The organism is Streptomyces sp. SL06 (assembly GCF_058244745.1).
This window is the reverse complement of record NZ_JBSYOT010000002.1, coordinates 2,014,921-2,031,900: the sequence shown is the minus strand read 5'-3', so window position 1 is coordinate 2,031,900 and position 16,980 is coordinate 2,014,921. Positions and strand designations below refer to the sequence as shown.

Annotated in this window: 14 protein-coding genes and 1 pseudogene; 6 read left to right on the top strand and 9 right to left on the bottom strand. The window is 69.9% G+C overall.

Going from position 1 to position 16,980, the window contains the following annotated elements:
• Positions 1-19: 19 nt before the first annotated feature.
• Complete coding sequence (locus AC4IHM_RS09085; RefSeq protein ID WP_490866554.1) at positions 20-577, bottom strand: YceI family protein; 558 nt, start codon at positions 575-577, stop codon at positions 20-22.
• A gap of 353 nt (positions 578-930) precedes the next feature.
• Between AC4IHM_RS09085 and AC4IHM_RS09080 the strand changes: the two genes are divergently transcribed.
• Positions 931-2,514 carry an acyl-CoA carboxylase subunit beta gene (locus AC4IHM_RS09080; RefSeq protein WP_490866553.1) on the top strand — a complete coding sequence of 528 codons (1,584 nt, stop codon included), beginning with the start codon at positions 931-933 and terminating at the stop codon, positions 2,512-2,514.
• Between the two features lie 17 nt (positions 2,515-2,531).
• Positions 2,532-2,729: an acyl-CoA carboxylase epsilon subunit gene (locus tag AC4IHM_RS09075; protein ID WP_361578782.1), complete on the top strand. Its 198-nt coding sequence runs from the start codon at positions 2,532-2,534 to the stop codon at positions 2,727-2,729.
• Between the two features lie 176 nt (positions 2,730-2,905).
• Here AC4IHM_RS09075 and AC4IHM_RS09070 read toward each other — a convergent pair whose 3' ends face one another.
• The 8 genes and pseudogenes from AC4IHM_RS09070 to AC4IHM_RS09035 form a co-directional block, all read right to left on the bottom strand.
• Entirely contained in the window at positions 2,906-3,487 is a 582-nt protein-coding gene (locus AC4IHM_RS09070) for a GTP-binding protein (RefSeq protein WP_009314218.1), read from the bottom strand.
• Entirely contained in the window at positions 3,468-4,040 is a 573-nt protein-coding gene (locus tag AC4IHM_RS09065) for a DUF742 domain-containing protein (protein ID WP_490866552.1), read from the bottom strand. The genes AC4IHM_RS09070 and AC4IHM_RS09065 overlap by 20 nt, the downstream gene beginning before the upstream one ends.
• A gap of 94 nt (positions 4,041-4,134) precedes the next feature.
• Positions 4,135-4,548 carry a roadblock/LC7 domain-containing protein gene (locus AC4IHM_RS09060; protein WP_030948713.1) on the bottom strand — a complete coding sequence of 138 codons (414 nt, stop codon included), beginning with the start codon at positions 4,546-4,548 and terminating at the stop codon, positions 4,135-4,137.
• A gap of 10 nt (positions 4,549-4,558) precedes the next feature.
• Positions 4,559-7,840: a nitrate- and nitrite sensing domain-containing protein gene (locus AC4IHM_RS09055; protein ID WP_490866551.1), complete on the bottom strand. Its 3,282-nt coding sequence runs from the start codon at positions 7,838-7,840 to the stop codon at positions 4,559-4,561.
• A 403-nt stretch (positions 7,841-8,243) separates the two neighbouring features.
• Positions 8,244-8,819 carry a GTP-binding protein gene (locus AC4IHM_RS09050; RefSeq protein ID WP_055421789.1) on the bottom strand — a complete coding sequence of 192 codons (576 nt, stop codon included), beginning with the start codon at positions 8,817-8,819 and terminating at the stop codon, positions 8,244-8,246.
• Positions 8,800-9,198: a DUF742 domain-containing protein gene (locus AC4IHM_RS09045; protein WP_003997626.1), complete on the bottom strand. Its 399-nt coding sequence runs from the start codon at positions 9,196-9,198 to the stop codon at positions 8,800-8,802. The genes AC4IHM_RS09050 and AC4IHM_RS09045 overlap by 20 nt, the downstream gene beginning before the upstream one ends.
• A gap of 111 nt (positions 9,199-9,309) precedes the next feature.
• Entirely contained in the window at positions 9,310-9,723 is a 414-nt protein-coding gene (locus AC4IHM_RS09040; protein ID WP_005479910.1) for a roadblock/LC7 domain-containing protein, read from the bottom strand.
• 9 nt (positions 9,724-9,732) lie between these two features.
• Positions 9,733-13,439 (bottom strand): annotated as a pseudogene (locus AC4IHM_RS09035) (sensor histidine kinase).
• Here AC4IHM_RS09035 and AC4IHM_RS09030 point away from each other — a divergent pair.
• The 4 genes from AC4IHM_RS09030 (at position 13,327) to gltX (ending at position 16,939) form a co-directional block, all read left to right on the top strand.
• Positions 13,327-13,560, top strand: a complete 234-nt coding sequence (locus AC4IHM_RS09030; protein WP_490871018.1) for a hypothetical protein — start codon at positions 13,327-13,329, stop codon at positions 13,558-13,560. The pseudogene AC4IHM_RS09035 and the gene AC4IHM_RS09030 overlap by 113 nt on opposite strands.
• Positions 13,561-14,308: 748 nt before the next feature.
• On the top strand, positions 14,309-14,500 hold the full coding sequence (locus AC4IHM_RS09025) for a hypothetical protein (RefSeq protein WP_490871017.1): 192 nt from the start codon (positions 14,309-14,311) through the stop codon (positions 14,498-14,500).
• A gap of 185 nt (positions 14,501-14,685) precedes the next feature.
• Positions 14,686-15,462 (top strand): fumarylacetoacetate hydrolase family protein, encoded by a 777-nt coding sequence (locus tag AC4IHM_RS09020; RefSeq protein ID WP_490866550.1) that lies wholly within the window; start codon positions 14,686-14,688, stop codon positions 15,460-15,462.
• The gene (gene gltX / locus AC4IHM_RS09015) at positions 15,455-16,939 is read left to right on the top strand and encodes a glutamate--tRNA ligase (protein ID WP_490866549.1); all 1,485 of its coding nucleotides are present in this window, start codon (positions 15,455-15,457) and stop codon (positions 16,937-16,939) included. The genes AC4IHM_RS09020 and gltX overlap by 8 nt, the downstream gene beginning before the upstream one ends.
• Positions 16,940-16,980 lie beyond the last annotated feature (41 nt).

Here is a 16,980-nt window from a genome sequence, read left to right as displayed (position 1 = left end):
GGGCGCGGGGCGAGTGGCGTCAGGCCTGCTTGATCGCCGAGATGTCGAAGTTCAGTTTGATCTTGTCGGAGACCAGCACGCCGCCCGTCTCCAGCGCGGCGTTCCAGCTCAGGCCCCACTCCGAGCGCTTGATCTCCGCCTTGCCCTCGAAGCCGACGCGCTCGTTGCCGAAGGGGTCCTTGGCGGAGCCGTTGAACTCCAGGTCGATGGTGAGCGGCTTGGTGGTGCCGAGGATGGTGAGGTCGCCGGTGATGCGGTAGTCGTCGCCGCCCGTGGACTCCGCCTTGGTGGAGCGGAAGGTCATCTTCGGGAACTCGTCCGTCTTGAAGAAGTCCGCGCTCTTGAGGTGGCCGTCGCGGTCGGCGGACCCGGTGTCGATGCTGTCCATCGTGACGTTGAGGGACGCAGTGGAGCGGGACGGGTCGGTGCCGTCCAGGTGCAGTTCACCGCTGAAGTCGACGAACTTGCCCTTGACGTTGGTGACCATGGCGTGGCGGGCGGTGAAGCCGAGCGTCGTGTGGGCGGGGTCGATCGTGTAGTCGCCGGTCAGGGTGGCGAGGTCGGGGGTCGTGGTCATGGTGTCCTCCGGGGGAGCGGACGGCGTGGGGGATGTCGTATCGGACGTTGATGTTGAATGTTCAATCATTTCAACGGTCCCGACTGTAGACCCATTCTGTTTGGTCATCAACCGTTTCGCGCGATGTGAGGGCCGCGCCCCTCGCGTCACTCCGGGGGTGGTATGTACCACTCATGAATGTGAGGTGACTCTCAGCCGACGGCTTTGTGTGACCTCTACAAGCAGGGGGCCCTCTGAGCAGTCGAAACAGCTGCACGCGGTGGGGGTTCTGTTCAGTGCTACCAGGAAAACGCGCCGGAGACTGTACGGAGTCGACGGCTCGCATTCCTCGGTCGGCTTCGTAGAGTCGCTACATGACCGTTTTGGATGAGGCGCCGGGTGAGCCGACGGACGCGCGTGGGCGAGTGGCCGAACTGCACGAGATCCGTGCGCGGGCGCTGGCCGGGCCGAGCGAGAAGGCGACGGCGGCGCAGCACGCCAAGGGCAAGCTGACGGCCCGGGAGCGGATCGAGCTGCTCCTGGACCCGGGCTCCTTCCGCGAGGTCGAGCAGTTGCGCAGGCACCGGGCGAGCGGATTCGGCCTGGAGGCCAAGAAGCCGTACACCGACGGTGTCGTCACCGGCTGGGGCACGGTGGAGGGCCGTACGGTCTTCGTCTACGCCCACGACTTCCGCATCTTCGGCGGTGCGCTGGGCGAGGCGCACGCCACGAAGATTCACAAGATCATGGACATGGCCATCGCGGCCGGTGCCCCGCTGGTCTCCCTCAACGACGGCGCCGGCGCCCGCATCCAGGAAGGCGTCTCCGCCCTCGCGGGCTACGGCGGCATCTTCCAGCGCAACACGAAGGCGTCCGGGGTCATCCCGCAGATCAGCGTGATGCTCGGCCCGTGTGCGGGCGGCGCGGCCTACAGCCCGGCCCTGACCGACTTCGTGTTCATGGTCCGCGAGACCTCGCAGATGTTCATCACGGGACCGGACGTGGTCAAGGCCGTGACCGGCGAGGAGATCACCCAGAACGGCCTGGGCGGCGCCGATGTGCACGCCGAGACCTCCGGCGTGTGTCACTTCGCCTACGACGACGAGGAGACCTGCCTCGCCGAGGTCCGCTACCTCCTCTCCCTCCTCCCGCAGAACAACCGGGAGAACCCGCCGCGCGCCGAGTCCTCGGACCCCGCGGAGCGTCGCTCGGACATCCTGCTTGACCTGGTCCCGGCGGACGGCAACCGCCCGTACGACATGACCAAGGTCATCGAGGAGATCGTCGACGACGGCGAGTACCTGGAGGTCCACGAGCGCTGGGCCCGCAACATCATCTGCGCCCTGGCCCGCCTGGACGGCCAGGTCGTCGGCGTCGTCGCCAACCAGCCCCAGAGCCTGGCCGGCGTCCTGGACATCGAGGCCAGCGAGAAGGCCGCCCGCTTCGTCCAGATGTGCGACGCCTTCAACATCCCCATCCTCACCCTCCTGGACGTGCCCGGCTTCCTGCCCGGCGTCGACCAGGAACACGGCGGTATCATCCGCCACGGCGCCAAGCTCCTCTACGCCTACTGCAACGCCACCGTCCCGCGGATCTCACTCATCCTGCGCAAGGCCTACGGAGGTGCTTACATCGTCATGGACAGCCAGTCCATCGGCGCCGACCTCACCTATGCCTGGCCCACCAACGAGATCGCCGTGATGGGCGCCGAGGGCGCCGCAGGCGTCATCTTCCGCCGGCAGATCGCCGACGCCGAGGACCCCGAAGCGATGCGCGCCCGCATGGTCAAGGAGTACAAGACGGAGCTGATGCACCCGTACTACGCGGCCGAACGCGGTCTGGTCGACGATGTCATCGACCCCGCCGAGACCCGCGAGGTGCTCATCCGGTCCCTGGCCATGCTCCACACCAAGCACGCCGACCTGCCTTCCCGCAAGCACGGCAACCCGCCGCAGTGACCCGAGGAGCCACTTCCATGTCCACTGCCGACATCCGCGTCGAGAAGGGCCACGCCGAGCCCGAGGAAGTCGCCGCCATCACGGCCCTCCTCCTGGCCCGCGCCGCCGCCCGCCCCGCCGAGATCGCCCCGGCCCACGGCGGCGGCCGCGTCCGCGCGGGCTGGCGCCGCCTGGAACGCGAGCCGGGCTTCCGAGCCCCCCACAGCTGGCGCTGACCTCAGCGACAGGAGAGGCCCCTCCACCCGGAGGGGCCTCTCTTCGCTTGCATCGGCGGGGCAACCCACCCAGGGGCGCGGGGAACTGCGCGACCGGCCACGTCCCCCCGCACCCGGCGACGAAACAGCCCCCCGCGGCACAGTGGCCGAAGGGGGCGTGTCGCCAGGACGGGTGGCTAGCGCAGCCGCGCCATCAGCGCGTGCTCGACCAGCGTGATCAGCGCCGACTTCGCGTCGGCGCGGTGCCGGGCGTCCGTCGTGATGATCGGCGTGTCCGGACCGATCTGAAGCGCTTCCCGGACCTCGTCCGGGTTGTACGGCTGCTGCCCGTCGAAGCCGTTCAGCGCGATCACGAACGGCAGCCCCGAGTTCTCGAAGTAGTCGACCGCGGGGAAGCAGTCGGCGAGCCGCCTCGTGTCGACCAGCACGATCGCACCGATCGCACCGCGCACCAGGTCGTCCCACATGAACCAGAACCGGTCCTGGCCCGGTGTGCCGAACAGGTACAGGATCAGGTCCTGGTCGAGCGTGATGCGGCCGAAGTCCATCGCGACCGTCGTGGTCGTCTTGTCCCCCGTGTGAGTGAGGTCGTCGATGCCCGCGGACGCGGATGTCATCACAGCCTCTGTACGCAGCGGATTGATCTCCGAGACAGCGCCGACGAACGTGGTCTTGCCCACGCCGAAGCCGCCCGCCACCACGATCTTCGCGGAAGTGGTGGAGCGGGAAGGACCGCCGCTAGAGCTTGCGAAGTCCACTGAGCACCCTTTCGAGCAGTGTCACGTCTGGCTGGCCGCCGGCGCTCTCGTCGCCGCCGGGCTGATGGATGGCGACCAGGCCCGCCTCCGCCAAGTCGGCGACGAGGATCCTGGCCACGCCGAGAGGGATCGTCAGGAGGGCCGAGATCTCGGCCACCGACTTGATCTCCCGGCAGAGGGTGCAGATCCGCTGATGCTCGGGCAGTTGCCCCTGCATCTGATGCGGCTGCGCGGTGGTGTGCACCAGCGCCTCGATGGCGAGCTGGTATCGAGGCCTGGTACGGCCGCCCGTCATGGCATACGGGCGTACCAGGGGGTTGTTCGACGCCCCTGCGGGCGCCGGCTCAGGGGTGCGGCGTTGCGGCTGCACAGGCTGGATGCGTGGAGCGTTCGGCTGGTCGTACGGCGAAGGACCGGGGCCCTGCGGCGCGTACGGCTGCCGGTGACGTGGCGCGGAGGGGTAGCCGTAGCCGTTCGCCGAGCCGTCGTTGCGGCCCTGACCGGCGCCGTACGACCAGTTGCCCGATGACGGACCGCCTGGAGATGCTGCCACTTCTTCCTCCTCCGACTGTGCCTGGCACCCATCGATGTGGAGCCGCGTCCCGAAACTTTACGGCTACGGGACGCCAAAACGCACCGTCTGTCCTTTAGTTGAGAAGGCTCCCTTGGAGTTCGGCCCGCAGATCGGGCGTCAGGACCGTGCCCGCACGGTCCACCAGCAGAGCCATCTCGTATCCGATGAGACCGATGTCCGCCTCGGGATGTGCCAGAACAGCGAGGGACGAGCCGTCGGAGATGGACATGAGGAACAGGAATCCCCGTTCCATCTCCACAACCGTCTGATTCACGCTGCCGCCCTCGAAGATGCGCGAGGCACCGGCGGTCAGTGAGGTCAGACCGGAGGCGACGGCCGCGAGCTGGTCGGCACGATCGCGCGGGAACCCTTCCGACATCGCCAGAAGGAGTCCGTCGGCGGAGACCACCACCGTGTGGGACACCCCCGGGGTGTTGTCCACGAAGTTGGTGATCAACCAGTTCAGGTTCTGCGCCGCCTGGCTCATCGGGCTCACACTAACGCTCCTGGTTGTAGGTGCTGTCAGGACCACGGTGCTCATTCCTTGTGTCCTGGCCGTTCGATTCACTGCCTGCGTTGCGGCCTCGCTCGACGCCGCGCCGCAGGTTGCTCAGCCTGCCCCGGACATCCTCCGGAGCGCGGGAGACCTGGGGGCCTCCCTGGGGAGTGGTTTCGGCGGCGCCCTCGACCAGATTGGCCTTGGGCACCCGCCGCGGCAGACCCGAGGAGGTCACCCCGCCCGCCTTGGGCTTGCGCAGTTGTGAGGCCTGCTGCCAGCGGTCGTCGTTGGCCGACCGCCAGGCGTCCTCACCGCCGGGCCCCGGTGCGGCGGCCGGTGCCTCGTGGCCCACGCGCCGCGCCTCGCCCGTGCCGCCCGTGCCGCTCGCGGCGGACCCGCGGCGGGGAAGACCGGCGTCGGTCAGCTCGTGGGCGGCGGAGGCGGCCGGCCCCGGACGGTCGAAGCCTACGCGGTCCGCCTCGTTCACGTCAGCGGCCTGCCCGGAATGCGCCTCCGCGGCACCCGCGGGGTACTGGTCCGGATAGCCGTTCTGGTAGCCGCCCTGCTGGGACCAGTCGTCCTGGTACCCCTGCTGTTCGAAGGTCGAGTAGGCGTCCTGGGTGCCGGGGCCCGCCTGCTGCCCGTTCTGACCCGGCTCCGCGTAGGAGGGGTCGGAGTAGCCGGCGTCGGACGAGTACTCCTCGCTTCGCGGCAGGCCGCCGTTGGGCGCGTAGTACTGCTCGTCGTACGACGGCTGCTGCGGCTCCTGGTACGGCTGCTGCTGGTCGCCGTACGCCGATTGCTGGTCGTACGCGTCGTTGTGCTGCTCCTGGTAGCCCTCCGGGGCGGGGTCGTAGACCGGCTGCTGCCCCGTGAACTGGTCCTGGAACCCGGGGGCCCCGGCCTCCCCGGTGCCGTCCTGGTCGGCCGGGCCCGGCAGCTCGGGCTGCTCGTGGGACTCCAGGGCCGCGCGGCGCTCCTCGCGCATCAGCGAGCGTCCGACCGGGTCGAGTTCGCGTATGTCGTCGGGGACCTCGGCGTACCGGCTGTCGTCGAAGCCCAGCTCGGCTGCGGTCAGCATGGGCTGACCGGCCTGGCCGAAGTTCTCGCCCGGGATGTGCTGCTCCGGGATGATCTGCGAGACGGTGAACTCGTCGCGCGGCTGCTGCTCGCCGCCGCCACCGTGGGTGATGGCGTCCGGCAGCATGACCAGCGAGGTGGTGCCCGCCTGCTCGCCCGAGGGGCGCAGCTGGACGCGGATGCCGTGCCGGTCGGACAGCCGGCCGACCACGAACAGGCCCATGCGCTGCGAGATCGCGGCGTCCACGGTCGGCGGGTTGGCCAGCTTGTGGTTGATGTCCGCGAAGTCCTCGGCGGTCAGGCCGATGCCCTTGTCATGGATCTCGATCATGATCCGGCCGTCGGGCAGCCGGGTCGCGGTGACGCGCACCTTGGTCTGCGGGGAGGAGAACGTGGTGGCGTTCTCCAGCAGCTCGGCCAGCAGATGCACGAGGTCGGTCACGGCGCGGCCGTGGATCTCGGCCTCCGGCACCCCGGACAGCTCGATGCGCTCGTACTGCTCCACCTCGGAGGAGGCGGCGCGCAGCACGTCGACCAGCGGGACCGGCTGGTCCCAGCGGCGGCCGGGCTCCTCGCCCGCGAGGACCAGGAGGTTCTCGCCGTTGCGGCGCATACGGGTGGCGAGGTGGTCGAGCCGGAAGAGGTTCTCCAGCTGGTCCGGCTCGGCCTCGTTGTTCTCCAGGTCGGTGATCAGGCTCAGCTGGCCCTCGATCAGCGACTGGTTGCGGCGCGAGAGGTTGGTGAAGATCGCGTTGATGTTGCCCCGCAGCAGAGCCTGCTCGGAGGCGAGCCGGACGGCCTCGCGGTGCACCTGGTCGAAGGCGCGGGCGACCTCGCCGATCTCGTCCCTGGAGGAGATGGGGATCGGCTGCACCCGGGTGTCGACCCGGCCCGGGTCGGTGCGCGAGAGCTGGTCGACCAGCATCGGCAGCCGCTGCTCGGCGATGCCGAAGGCGGCGTTGCGCAGCCGGCGCATGGCGCGGCTCATCTGGCGGGCCACCATGCCGGCCAGGATGAACGCGGCGAGCAGCGCGACCACGACCGCGGCGCCGGTGATGTAGGTGGACCGCTCGGCGTCGTCGGCGATGGCGGAGGCCTCCGACACCGCCCGGTCGGCCAGGTCCGACTCGATGTTGCCGTACGCGTCGAACTTGAGGGTGTTGACCGCCCACCAGTTGTCCGGCGTGATGCCCTGCTTGGCCAGCTCGGTCCGCGCGCCGGTGTCCGTCGAGTCGAGACCGGCCAGCTCCGAGATCATCGTGGTCGGGTTGGCGGGCGGCGGCACGTAGTCCGGGTCCTTGACCTTGGCCTCCCTGGCCATGGCCGCGCCGTCCTTCGCGAGCTTCGCCTCGGCGTCCTTGAGCTTCTGCGCGTCCGCCTCGGTACCGCCGCCGATGTACTCCTCGACGGCGACGCGTTCGAGATAGGCGTACGAGGACAGGGCGACGCGCTGGCTGGCGAGGTGGCCGGGCTCCGGGCCCGGCTTGACCAGCATGTGCATGCCGATGGAGCGCTCCAGGGAGAGCGCCGCCTTGGTCAGGGAGATCGCGTAGACCGTACGGCCGTAGGAGGTGATGTTGCCGGTGCCGAGCCCCAGTTCGTTGGCGAACTCCATCAGGGGGTGGGCGATCCCGGTGTAGCCCTCTTCGGTCTCCACACCCTTGAGCTTGGAGGTGTAAGCGGCCGCGCGCAGGGTCTGGAGCTTGGGCTCCTGCCCGCGGAACACCTTCAGCCGGCGCTCCAGGCCGGCCTTGCCGGGCATGCCCCGGGCGGCCTCGTCGAAGGTGTCGGCGGCCTTGTCGGTCGCCTCCCGGGCCTGGACGACGACGGTGTCCTTCTCGCCCTTGCCCTGGAGCAGGGGGGCCGCCGTGACGTCACGTTCGGTGTAGAGGGCGCTGGCGTAGCCGAGGGAGGCGCGCACCAGACGCGCGGTGCTCTCGGCGTCCTCGGCGTCGTGCCAGGTGTCGATCGAGCCCTTCACCTGGAAGCCGCCCATGACGAGGCCGACCAGTACCGGGATGAGCAGGATCGCGTTGAGCCGGGTGGCCACCCGCCAGTTGCGCGGCGAGAAGCGGCCGCCGCTCGGGGCGGGGTCGGTCTTGGGTTCCGCAGCGGGGGCGGGGGCGGGCGCCGCTGTGCGCGGCGGCGGGGTGAAGTTGCCCCGGGCCGACGGCTCGGGACTGTTCGTGCTTCGCCTCACTCGACCAACAACCTCTCGGCGGTCGGCACCTACGTCGTGCCGCTGTGTCTCAGAGCCCGGTTCGTCATCGAGTACGTGCTACCGCTGAGTACGTCTTTGACCATCGGGCAGTTCTGGCATTCCAGCACGGCGGCCAGCGCTCTTCCAAACAGTGGAACGCGGGGGTTGGGCGTGATGTAAGCCCTACGTAAAACGGTCATAAAGAGCGAGGCCCGTCAAAAGACGGGTCGTTCGTGCGCGCAGTGAGACCAGCCGACCGCGACGCGTGTTGATACCACCCGATTCCTCTGCCGAAACGTTATGAACAGCGGAGCCGACCGTGTCAAAGGACACAGTCGGCTCCGCCGCCGCCTACGGCAAGTGCCGTAGGCCTCTGCCGACTTGGCTGCGACCTTTGGCGGACCTACCGCAGCCGGGCCATCAGCGCGTGCTCGACCAGCGTGATCAGCGCCGACTTCGCGTCGGCGCGGTGCCGGGCGTCCGTCGTGATGATCGGCGTGTCCGGACCGATCTGCAAGGCCTCGCGGACCTCGTCCGGGTTGTACGGCTGCTGCCCGTCGAAGCCGTTGAGCGCCACGACGAACGGCAGCCCCGAGTTCTCGAAGTAGTCGACCGCGGGGAAGCAGTCGGCCAGTCGCCGGGTGTCCACCAGTACCACGGCGCCGATGGCACCGCGCACCAGGTCGTCCCACATGAACCAGAACCGGTCCTGGCCCGGTGTGCCGAACAGGTAAAGGATCAGGTCCTGGTCGAGCGTGATGCGGCCGAAGTCCATGGCGACCGTGGTGGTCGTCTTGTCCCCGGCGTGTGTGAGGTCGTCGATCCCCGCGCTGGCCGAGGTCATCACGGCCTCGGTCCGCAGCGGGTTGATCTCGGAGACGGCGCCCACGAACGTGGTCTTGCCGACGCCGAAGCCGCCGGCCACCACGATCTTCGCGGAGGTGGTCGCCCGACCTCCGTCAGAGCTTTCGAAGTCCACTGAGCACCCTTTCGAGCAGTGTCACGTCCGGCGCACCGCCGTTGTTCTCGTCGCCGCCAGGCTGGTGAATGGCGACGAGCCCGGCCTCCGCGAGGTCCGCGACCAGGATCCGGGCCACGCCAAGCGGCATCGACAGCAGGGCCGACACCTCGGCCACCGATTTCACCTCGCGGCACAGGTGGCAGATGCGCTGGTGCTCGGGGAGCAGCCCCATGAGCGCTGCCGGGTCGGCCGTCGTGCTGATCAGCGCCTCGATGGCGAGCTGATAGCGCGGCCTGGTCCGGCCACCGGTCATCGCGTAGGGACGGACCAGCGGCTGGTCGCCCTCGTCCTCGTACGGCTCCGCGTACGGATCATGAGAGGCGGTGGGCGGGGTCATGAATCCTCCGGGCGGGACAGCAAGTCGGTCAGTCAAGCCGTCTGGTGAGGCCGGTGGGGGGATTGTGGCGGCCGGACGGTGATTTGGTAACACGGGTGGTGCCGGGGCGGATCAGTGGAGCAGACTTCCCTGGAGTTCGGCGCGTAGGTCGGGCGTGAGTACGGCGCCCGCACGGTCGACGAGAAGTGCCATCTCGTAGCCCACGAGGCCGATGTCGCACTCCGGGTGGGCGAGGACGGCCAGGGACGAGCCGTCCGAGACGGACATGAGGAAAAGGAACCCGCGCTCCATCTCCACGACCGTCTGTGCCACGTCGCCGCCCTCGAAGATCCGGGACGCCCCGGCGGTCAACGAGGTCAGCCCCGAGGCGACGGCCGCGAGTTGGTCGGCGCGGTCACGGGGGAAGCCTTCCGACATCGCCAGAAGGAGTCCATCGGCGGACACGACGACGGTGTGGGACACCCCTGGGGTGTTGTCCACGAAATTCGTGATCAACCAGTTGAGGTTCTGTGCCGCCTGGCTCATCGGGCTCAACTAACGCTCCTGCTGGTGAGTGGGCCGCGGATAGCTGCCGGTCTGGTTGGTACCGGCCTGACGGCCCTGTGCGATTCCCCGACGGAGATTGGTCAGCCGGCCGCGCACGTCGTCAGGCGCACGCGATACCTGCGGACCGTTCTGGTGCGACTGCTGCTGGGCCGTTCCCGGGACGAGGTTGGCCCGGGGGACCCGGCGCGGGAGGCCGGAGGTGGTGACCCCGCCCGCGGCCGGTTGCCTGACGCGCTCCGCCTGCCGGACGAGGTCGTCGTTCGGCGAGCTGCGCCAGGCGGAGGTGGCGGGCCGCTGGGGGGCCGCCGGGGTCTGGGGCTGGGCGGCCGGCGGTTCCGGGGCCGCGGCCGGGGTGCCCTGCTGGGCCCTCGCCTCGCGGTCGCCGTGGAACCAGTTGGTCTCCAGCGTGTCGTACAGCGGCGTACGTCCGTCACCGGGACCGGAGGCCGGGGGCAGTGCCCAGCCGTCTCCCGACCGCTGCTGCGGGGCGGTCCCGTTGGTGTGCTGGCCGGTGGGCTCCTGGCGGGCCGGACGCTGCGGGGCCGGCGGACGCGGGGCGCGGAAGTCGTTGCCGCCGTGCGTGCCGTTGACCTGCGGGCGTTCGAACTGGCCGGTGGAGGCCGGGTTCTGACGGCCCGGCAGGTTGTGCTGTCCGGTCGAGCCGTTGTCGTAGCCCTGGACGCCGGTGAACCGGTCCGTCGAGGCGGGGTCGGTGGAACCCGTCCGGAAGGGATGCCCGCCGAAGACGTCCGAGCGGACGAAGGAGCCGCTGTCCTGCTGCCGTGCGGCCGGTTCGGGCCGCGAGAACTGGTCGTTCTGCGGGGTGTCCTGGCCGCCCTGCTGCTCGTACTGGTCCTGACCGTACTGCCCCTGGTCGTACTGTCCTTGGGCGTACTGGTTCTGGTCGTACTGGCCCTGGTCGTACTGCCCTTGGTCGTACTGGCCCTGGCTGTACTGGTTCTGGTCGTACTGGCCCTGGTCGACCTGCGCGAACTGGCCCGTGTTCTGGGGGTCGTCCTGGCGAGGGGCCGGGGCGTCGAAGTCGGGCCGGGCGAACTCGGAGGTGGCGGCGGGGGACTGGGGCTCGTCGAACCGGGACACCACCGGCATCTCGGTGGTCGAGCCCGGACCCTGCCGTTCGTCGTAGTGCGGCGTGCGGTCCGTGCGGGAGTTGTCCGGCTCCTCGTGGCCGCGCGGGCTGTCGAGCGAGGCGCGCGGCACGGGCGGCTGCGCGTTCTCGTCGCTCCAACTGGGCACGCGGGGCTGCGGGTTGCCACCGGGCAGCTCCGCACGGGGACCGCCGCGCGGCGGCAGCTGGGGACGGCGGCCCTGCTCGGCGTCGCCGTTGCCGTTGTTGCGGCGCTTGCCACGCTGCGGGGGTCCGGAGGGACCGCGTGCGCCGCCGAACATGTCCTGGCCCTGCGCTGCGTTGCCCTGCTGCGGCACGTTCATGCCGGTGGACTGCAGGGCCTGCGGAGCACCGGGCGCCTGGCCGGCGCCGGCTCCCGCCCCGGCCGGGGCCGGACGGTTCTGCTGGCCCGGACCCGCGGAGGACTGGGGTCCGCGTGCGCCGCCGGGCGCACCCGGCCGGCCGCCCGTGTCGCGTCCGGGCAGCGCGGCCCGCGGTCCCTGACCGGCGCCGAGCCGGCCCGGCGCACCGGAGCCGCCACCGCCGTAGCCGCCGTTGCCCGCGAGGGCGTTGCCGCCCTGGCCGCCGCCGCGGCGGGCCGCGGCGACACCTGCGACGGCCTGCGCGGCGGCCGGACCGCTGTTGCCCGAGGCGGGCTGACCCGGCTTGGGCTGCGGCTTGCGGCCGCCCTGGGCGACATCGACGGGCAGCATGACCAGTGCGGTCGTACCACCGGAGTCGGACGGACGCAGCTGGATGCGGATGCCGTGGCGCTGCGAGAGGCGGCCGACCACGAACAGACCCATGCGGCGGGAGACGGAGACGTCCACGGTGGGCGGCGAGGCGAGCCGCTCGTTGATCGCGGCCAGGTCCTCCGGGGAGAGACCGATACCGGTGTCGTGGATCTCGATCAGCACCCGGCCGTCGGGCAGCGCGTGACCGGTGACCTTGACCTTGGTCTGCGGGGAGGAGAACGAGGTCGCGTTCTCCAGCAGCTCGGCGAGCAGGTGCACGAGGTCGTTGACCACGCGGCCGGCGACCTCGGTGGTGGGCACCGAGGCCAGCTCGATGCGCTCGTACTGCTCCACCTCGGAGGCGGCGGCACGGAGCACGTCGACCAGCGGGACCGGCCGGGTCCAGCGCCGGCCGGGCTCCTCACCGGCGAGGACGAGGAGGTTCTCACCGTTACGGCGCATACGCGTCGCGAGGTGGTCGAGCTTGAACAGCGAGGACAGCTGGTCCGGGTCGGCCTCGCGGGACTCCAGTTCGGAGATCAGCGAGAGCTGGCGCTGGATGAGGCCCTGGGAGCGGCGCGAGAGGTTGGTGAACATCGCGTTGACGTTGCCCCGCAGCAGGGCCTGCTCGGCGGCGAGGCGGACCGCCTCGCGGTGCACGTCGTCGAAGGCCGCGGCCACTCGGCCGATCTCGTCCCGGGAGTGCACACCGACCGACTCCACCGAGGTGTCGACATCCTGCGGGTCGGTCTCGGAGAGCTGCTTGACCAGCTCGGGCAGCCGGTCCTGGGCGACCCTGGTCGCGGTGTCCTCCAGGCGGCGCAGCGAGCGGATCATGGAGCGGGCCACGACGAAGGCGCCGACCAGGGACACGCCCAGCACGAGCAGGATCAGCACACCCGAGATGATCGCTTCGCGCTCGGACTCGTTGCGCAGCTCGCGAGCCTGCTGCTCCATGTCCTCCAGCAGCTTCAGCTCGATGTTCTTCATCTGCTGGATCTTGGTGGAGCTGTCGTCCAGCCAGTCCTGGTAGGACCGGGTCTTCAGGTCGTCGAGGCCGTTGACCCGGCCCAGCGCGCGACTGGCGTACTGGTCGGAACGTCTCGATCACCGGGTTGCCCTCGGAGATCGGCTTGAGGAGGTCGTCGGCGCCGTCGCCGTAGATGCTGGTGAAGCTGCGCAGCTCGGAGGTCTGGCTCTGCAGCGCGGACTGGGCGTACAGCCGGTCGTTCTCGGAGAGATCGCCCTTGCTGGTGTTGTTCGCCGGGAGGGCCGCCGCGAGGACCGCGCGCTGGATGGACGCGTACTCCTTGGCCGAGGAGAAGGCCGACAGGGCGCGCGTGCGCTGGATCATGTCCGGGTTGCTGGTCGCCTCCGCCATGTCCTGCGAGAGGTCGAGCAGGTGGGTGATCAGGCGGTGGTAGGACTCGACGGTCTGGGTCGAGTTCTGCTTCGCCTGGTACGCCGTACCGCGGATCTTGTTCAGGTCGTTCAGGTCGCTCGCGAGGCCGACGAGGCTGTCGCGGACGCCGACGAGATTGCCGTCCTTGCTGGCGGCGTCGATCTCCTCGGAGTTGTCGAGGAAGTTCTTCAGGGCCCGGTCGGTCTTGTCCCGGTCGCCCTTGACGGCGATGGCGCTGGACGTTCGAGCCGTGGGCCAGCGGGCCGGCGGACTGGTCGCGCTCCTCCTGGAGCGCGGCGGCCAGTTCCGTGGCCTGCTTGGTCATCTCGGTCAGCAGCTTCATGTTGTCGAGCTGCTGGATGTCGTCCATCGACTGGTTGATGCGCAGCGCGCCCAGCGAGGTGGCCGCGACCACCGGAAGGGCCAGCAGCGACACCAGGCGGGTGGAGATCCGCCAGTTGCGCAGCGCTATTCGCGGACCGGGGCCGGTCGGGGCCTTGGCCGGCTTCGCGGGCGGCTGCTGGGGGGGAGCGGGCGTGCCCGTCGGCTGACCGGCACGCTCCCCACCGTCGCCCGGCTGGTTCTGGCCCGGGTTCTGGGCGTGCTGGGGCGAGGAGCTGACGGCCTTGGGGCCAGTCCCGCCGTGCGGCTCCGGCTCCGCCGAAGCGCTGCCATCCCTCTTGAAACGTCCCTGCACTAGCGTCGCAACCTCTGGACCAGGCACCCCTCCGCGTGAACGGCTGGGCACGGTGTCGGCGTCATAGGGGCGCCCTGAATACGCCCCCGTGGTGGTCGTGAGTGACCGGCGCTGGTTCCCCCTTCTCGCCGCCGCTCGGCGCTTCGGTGCGCCCCCTGTGCGCCGGGTCGATCCTGCGGCGGTCCGTGGAATTCCAGCACAGTGCAGGGCCTCCAACAAGGGCCGAGGGGCAGGCCGCGGGATACGTGACAGCACGTGAGGGGGGAGTCACCAGCCGTAGAAGATGATCAACCGCAAATGGGGCGTACCTCCGCGAGTCGACGGTGCTCCAGGGGTGTCCCAGTCGCCATGATCGGGAGCGGAATGATGGCTTCAGTCGTGCATTGTCGGATTCGTCGGGGTGGCACTGGAGTCTGAATTGACCGGTTTGGGTCTTGATACGTGAGGAAACTCACACCTAGATCACAGACTCTCCACGGGTTGACGGGGAAGTGCATGTTTAGCCTGACGCTTTACAGAGAAGGCAAAACCGACAACTCGCGCCTTCGCAGAGGCCTTTGCGGCCCCTCGGGCGCCCGGACACGACAGGGCCTTGTACAACCGTGAAGACGACGACGATGTTCCACAAGATCGCCAACCCGCGGCGCACGACGCTGGCACACCTCGACGACGCCGACGACCTGCGGACCCGGGAGCAGCCGGAGCACGCCGTCGAGCTGCCCGCCCAGACCGCCAACCCCCGGCGCACGGTCCTCATGGAGATCCCGGTCGCGGCGGCCTCCGCCGCGAAGTAGTACGTCACCCGGCCGCCGGCCGTTCAGTCGGCCGGCCGCCCCAGTTGTCACCCGGGCGCCCGCGCGACGACCACCGGCACCCCCCTCCCGCAGGGCGCGGTCCGGTCGCGCGAGGCGCCCGCCCCTTGCCGCGTTAGCCTGGAGCGTCAGACTTCAGCCAGCTCAGTCAAGGGGCCAAGCAACCCGTGCGCATCGCCAGGTTCTCCATCGACGGGAACGTCGCCTTCGGCGCGGTCGAGGGCGACCAGCCGGACCAGCTCGTCCTCGACATCATCAAGGGCATCCCGTTCGCGGACTACGAGCTGTCCGGCACCAAGGTGCCCCTGAGCAAGGTGAGGCTCCTGCCGCCCGTGCTCCCCAACAAGGTCGTCGCCTTCGGCCGCAACTACGCCGAGCACGCCCGCGAACTCGGCAACGAGGTGCCCGACGCGCCGTTCGCCTTCTTCAAGCCGTCCACCTCGGTCATCGGCCCCGGCGACGCGATCCAGTACCCCTCCTTCTCCGAGGAACTGCACCACGAGGCCGAACTCGCCGTGGTCATCGGCCGCATGTGCCGCGAGGTCCCGCGTGACCGCGTCAAGGACGTGATCTTCGGCTACACCTGCGCCAACGACATCACCGCCCGCGACGTGCAGCGCCGCGAGAAGCAGTGGGCCAGGGCCAAGGGCTTCGACTCCTCCTGCCCGCTGGGCCCCTGGGTGGAGACGGAACTGGACCCGAACGATCTGACCATCCAGCTCACGGTCAACGGCGGCCAGCGCCAGCTCGGCCGCACCAGCGAGATGATCCACTCCATCGAGGACCTGATCGTCAACATCACCGAGGCCATGACGCTGCTCCCCGGCGACGTGATCCTCACGGGCACCCCGGCCGGCGTCGGCCCCCTGCACGTCGGCGACGAGGTCGCCGTCACCATCGAAGGCATCGGCACTCTCACCAACAAGGTTGTCAAGCGTGGCTAGCGCACCCGGTTCCCCCGTACGCGTACGTTTCTGTCCCTCCCCGACCGGCAACCCCCATGTGGGCCTGGTGCGCACCGCCCTGTTCAACTGGGCGTTCGCCCGGCACCACCAGGGCACGCTGGTCTTCCGCATCGAGGACACCGACGCGGCCCGCGACTCGGAGGAGTCGTACGGCCAGCTGCTCGACGCGATGCGCTGGCTGGGCTTCGACTGGGACGAGGGCCCCGAGGTCGGCGGCCCGCACGCGCCGTACCGCCAGTCACAGCGCATGGACCTCTACCGGGACGTGGCCCACAAGCTGCTCGACGCCGGCCACGCCTACCGGTGCTACTGCTCCCAGGAGGAGCTGGACACCCGCCGCGAGGCCGCCCGCGCCGCGGGCAGGCCCTCCGGCTACGACGGCCACTGCCGTGACCTGGACGACGCCCGGGTCGAGGAGTACCAGGCGCAGGGCCGCGAGCCGATCGTCCGCTTCCGGATGCCCGACGAGGCGATCACCTTCACGGACCTGGTCCGCGGCGAGATCACCTACCTCCCGGAGAACGTCCCGGACTACGGCATCGTCCGCGCCAACGGTGCTCCCCTCTACACGCTCGTCAACCCGGTCGACGACGCCCTGATGGAGATCACCCACGTGCTGCGCGGCGAGGACCTGCTCTCCTCCACCCCGCGCCAGATCGCCCTGTACAAGGCGCTGATCGAGCTGGGCCTCGCCAAGGAGATCCCCGCCTTCGGCCACCTGCCGTACGTCATGGGCGAGGGCAACAAGAAGCTCTCCAAGCGCGACCCGCAGTCCAGCCTGAACCTCTACCGGGAGCGCGGCTTCCTCCCCGAGGGCCTGCTCAACTACCTCTCCCTGCTCGGCTGGTCCCTCTCCGCCGACCAGGACATCTTCACGATCGAGGAGATGGTCGCCGCCTTCGACATCTCCGACGTGAACCCCAACCCGGCCCGCTTCGACCTGAAGAAGTGCGAGGCGATCAACGCCGACCACATCCGCCTCCTGGAGACCAAGGACTTCACCGAGCGCTGCCGCCCCTGGCTGAAGGCCCCCGTCGCCCCCTGGGCGCCCGAGGACTTCGACGAGGCCAAGTGGCAGGCGATCGCGCCGCACGCGCAGACCCGCCTCAAGGTGCTCTCCGAGATCACCGACAACGTCGACTTCCTGTTCCTTGCGGAGCCGGTCACCGACGAGGCCTCGTGGACCAAGGCGATGAAGGAGGGCTCGGACGCCCTGCTGCGCACCGCCCGGGAGAAGCTGGACGCGGCCGACTGGACGTCCCCCGAGTCCCTCAAGGAGGCCGTCCTGGCCGCCGGCGAGGCCCACGGCCTCAAGCTCGGCAAGGCCCAGGCCCCCGTCCGCGTCGCCGTCACCGGCCGCACGGTCGGCCTGCCCCTCTTCGAGTCCCTCGAGGTCCTGGGCAAGGAGAAGGCCCTGACCCGGATCGACGCGGCGCTGGCGAGGCTCGCGGCGTAACCCAGGCACATGAGGAGGGCGGCGGCCGCGGAGGCCGCCGC